This window comes from Nocardioides sp. REDSEA-S30_B4, assembly GCF_001627265.1.
In the GTDB taxonomy this organism is placed as follows: Bacteria; Actinomycetota; Actinomycetes; order Propionibacteriales; family Nocardioidaceae; genus Nocardioides.
The window spans coordinates 1-3,536 of record NZ_LUPI01000057.1 but is presented as its reverse complement, the minus strand read 5'-3'; the positions used below and the strand labels follow the sequence as shown (position 1 = coordinate 3,536).

Genomic DNA, 3,536 nt, shown 5'->3' with positions numbered 1-3,536 from the left:
CGAGATCGATGCCCACGCCATCCCCCAGACCGGTATCAATGGCGATCCGCAACTTGGTCCCAACCCCATCGGTGGCACCGACAAGGATCGGGTCCTCGTATCCGGCAGCTTTCAGGTCAAACAGTGCGCCAAAGCCGCCGAGGCCGCTCATCACGCCGGGGCGGTTGGTTCGCTTTGCGGCCGGTTTGATCCGGTCCACAAGTTCGTTGCCCGCATCAATATCGATGTGATCAATGCATTAATGCAGCTCGACTTACCCGCACCCGTGGCTCCCGCGACGAGGATGTGCGGCATCTTGGCGAGGTTCGCAACAACGAACTCCCCCTCGACATCCTTGCCTAGCGCAACGACCATCGGGTGTTGATCGGCGGCCGCGGATGAACTGCGCAGCACATCTCCGACCGCCACGAGTTCGCGGTCGGTGTTGGGGATTTCGATACCGATGGCCTTCTTACCCGGGATCGGACTCAGAATCCGCACGTCGGCGCTGGCCACCGCGTAGGCGATGTTCTTGCTCAGGGCGGTCACCCGCTCGACTTTGACGCTCGGTCCGAGTTCGATCTCGTAGCGCGTCACCGTGGGTCCCCGCAGGAAGCCGGAGACTTCGGCGTCGATGCCGAACTGATCGAGAACTTCACGCAGGGCTTTGACCACCTGGTCGTTCGCCGGCGTTGACTTCTTGTGTCCCGCACCGATCTTGAGTAACTCCGCCTTCGGGAGTCGATACCGGCCCGAGGTCATCACCGGCACCTGCGTAGGCGACCCCTCAGGGGTGGGATCGATCACCGGCTCGGGCGCCGCGGCTGCGGCTGCGGCTGCGCCGCGAGGACCGCGACGCCCGCCCCGAGCGGCTGCAGGCGATGGCCTACCACGCGGTCGAGGCCCTCGAGGCGCTCGACCGGCGCGAGGACGACGCACCGGCCGTGCTCGACCTCGGCGTCGGGTGGGCACCCGTGACCCGCAGCCAGGACGCGCACCAGGCGCTCGAGCACGCCGCGTCGGCGGCTGCGGAGTCGGTCCGCCAGCGCGACCTCCAGCCTCGGCAGGAGGGCCACCACCTGCGGGTGCGCCGGCCCCGGATCGACCGGTGGTCCACCGGCAGCCAGGTGCTGGTCGCGACCGTCGGCGCCGTCGTGGTGCCCTACTTCGCGCTGGTCGCGCTCTCGCTGGTCGGGCTCGACCTGTCCGGTGTCCTCTACTGGGCGATCGTCGGCTCCCTCGCGCTGACCGCGGGGATGATCTGGGCCGAGACCTCCCACGCCCTGGACCCGCCCCGGCCCACCGGCCGCGCGGGCGAGCGGCCCCGGGCCACGGCCGTCATCGCGGCGTACCTCCCCAACGAGGCCGACACCATCCTCGAGACCGTCAAGCACTTCCTCTCCCTGCCCGACCGCGAGCGGGGCCCGGGCGGACGGGGCGGTCTGCAGGTCGTGCTGGCCTACAACACCCCCTTCCACCTCGACGTCGAGGAGGAGCTCGCGAGGCTCGGCGAGCAGCACGAGGACCTGGTCGTGCTCAAGGTCCCCGACTCCACCTCCAAGGCGCAGAACGTCAACGCGGCGCTGCACGTCGCCGACGGCGAGCTGATCGGCATCTTCGACGCCGACCACCACCCGATGCCCGGCGCCTTCGACCGCGCGTGGGAGTGGATCGGCGACCCCGAGGACCCCGCGGACGTCGTGCAGGGGCACTGCGTCATCCGCAACGGCGACACCGGGTGGCTGGCCCGCCTGGTCGCGGTGGAGTTCGAGCAGATCTACGCCGTGGCCCACCCCGGCCGTGCAGCGCTGGCCGGCTTCGGCATCTTCGGCGGCTCCAACGGCTTCTGGCGCGCCTCCGCCCTGGAGCGCATCCGGCTGCGCGGCTCGTTCCTCACCGAGGACATCGAGGCGTCCATGCGCGTGCTCGGCGCCGGCGGCCGGATCGTCAACGACCCCGGTCTGCTCAGCCGCGAGCTGGCCCCCGAGACCCCCGAGGCGCTGTGGAAGCAGCGGATGCGGTGGGCCCAGGGGTGGTTCCAGGTCTCGCTACGCCACCTCGGCCCGATCCTGCGCTCCCCCGAGCTGACCCTGCGACAGAAGATCGGCGCGACCTACCTGCTGGGCTGGCGCGAGGTCTACCCGTGGATGTCGATCCTCACCTGGCCGCTGCTGGGCTTCCTGGCCTGGCGCGACGGCGGGCTCGACCTCAGCTCCCCGCTGTTCCTGCTCATCACCCTGCTGGTCACGGTCTCGGGACCGCTGCAGACGCTGGCGGCGTACCGCCTCGCGACGCCGGAGGTCCGGCGGCACCGACGCTGGTTCGTCCAGGCCGCGCTGCTCAACCTGGTCTTCTACACCGAGGCCAAGAACCTCGTGAACCGCGTGGCGCAGCTCAAGCAGCTGCGCGGCGAGCACCAGTGGGTGGTCACCCCGCGCACGGCCGGAGGTGACGCATGAGCACCACCCAGGCCCGCACGGACGCACCCCCCGTCCCGACATCGACGACCGGCACCCCGGTCCGTCGCTACCCGCTCGGCTGGCTGCGCGGCGTCGCGGCGCTGGTCGTGGTGGTCTTCCACGGCTACCAGCACCAGCGGTACGGCGACACCTACCAGTGGCCGCTGACCGGCACCGTCCACGAGCTGTTCATGAGCGCCGACCTGTTCGTCGACCTCTTCTTCGTGCTGTCCGGGCTCGTGCTCTGGCTGCCGATCGCGCAGGCCGTCATCGACGGCGTGAGCATCCGCTCCGGCCGGGTGCTGCTCTACCGCCGGATGGCCCGGCTGCTGCCGCTCTACCTCGCCGTCGTGCTGCTGGTGTGGTCCCTGACCAACCCGACCGCACCAGGGCACTGGGTCGACCTGGTCACCCACCTGACCTTCACCCACGTCTACTCCGACACCTACATCTTCTGGACCAACGGGCCGGCGTGGACGCTGGCGATCGAGTTCCACTTCTACGTCCTGGTCGCGCTGTCCGTGCCGGTGCTCAACCGGGTGGCCGCGCGCGCCGCCACCCGTGGGCAGCGGCTGGGGGTCGCCTCAGCGCTGCCGGTGGCGCTGGTCACCGCCGGTGCGGCGTACCTCGTCTGGGCGACACTGCTCTCCGGTGCCGCGGCCGACAACTGGTCGGTGTGGTTCTCCCCGCTGGCCAAGGCACCCGACTTCGGCGTCGGCATGCTGCTGGCCGTCGTGGCCGCCGCCGGGGTGCGGCTCGGGACGGCGCCCCGTGCCGCCCTGCTCCTCGCCGGCCTGGGCCTCACCGTCGGGCTCGTGCTCAGCCGCCCGGTGGGCTCGCCGCTCGCCGAGTGGTGGCACCCGATGTACGCCGCCGCGCTCACCCTCGCCCTCGCGCACGTGGTCCTGCACGACGGCCCCTGGGCGCGCTGGATGTCGTGGGCGCCGCTGGTGTGGCTGGGCGGCCTGGGCTACGGGATCTACCTCATCCACGAGCCGGTGCTGCGCTTCCTCGGCTCACTGGGCCTCTACGCCGAGCCCGGCCCGGGGTGGTCGTGGCTGGTCGTCTCGGCGCTGGTCGCCGTGCCCTCGGTGCTGC

At 70.9% G+C, this 3,536-nt stretch carries 2 protein-coding genes and 2 pseudogenes; 2 read left to right on the top strand and 2 right to left on the bottom strand.

Annotated features, from left to right (window positions below):
• Both A6R01_RS18320 and A6R01_RS11770 read right to left on the bottom strand, forming a co-directional pair.
• Positions 1-235, bottom strand: a pseudogene (locus tag A6R01_RS18320) (phosphoribosylformylglycinamidine cyclo-ligase); the annotation flags it as partial.
• A pseudogene (locus A6R01_RS11770) lies at positions 205-726 on the bottom strand (DNA translocase FtsK); the annotation flags it as partial. The pseudogenes A6R01_RS11770 and A6R01_RS18320, both read right to left, overlap by 31 nt.
• Positions 727-860: 134 nt before the next feature.
• On the opposite strand from A6R01_RS11770, the gene A6R01_RS11765 reads away from it, so the two are divergent.
• Together A6R01_RS11765 and A6R01_RS11760 are read left to right on the top strand one after the other, a co-directional pair.
• Positions 861-2,438, top strand: a complete 1,578-nt coding sequence (locus A6R01_RS11765; RefSeq protein ID WP_292606065.1) for a glycosyltransferase family 2 protein — start codon at positions 861-863, stop codon at positions 2,436-2,438.
• Positions 2,435-3,536, top strand: a 1,102-nt coding sequence (locus tag A6R01_RS11760; RefSeq protein WP_292606063.1) for an acyltransferase, incomplete at its 3' end; no start/stop codon positions are given. The genes A6R01_RS11765 and A6R01_RS11760, both read left to right, overlap by 4 nt.

What these genes read in the sequence shown, in the direction of transcription:
- A6R01_RS11765 (WP_292606065.1), top strand. Translation starts at nt 861, where the DNA reads ATGGCCTACCACGCGGTCGAGGCCCTCGAGGCGCTCGACCGGCGCGAG.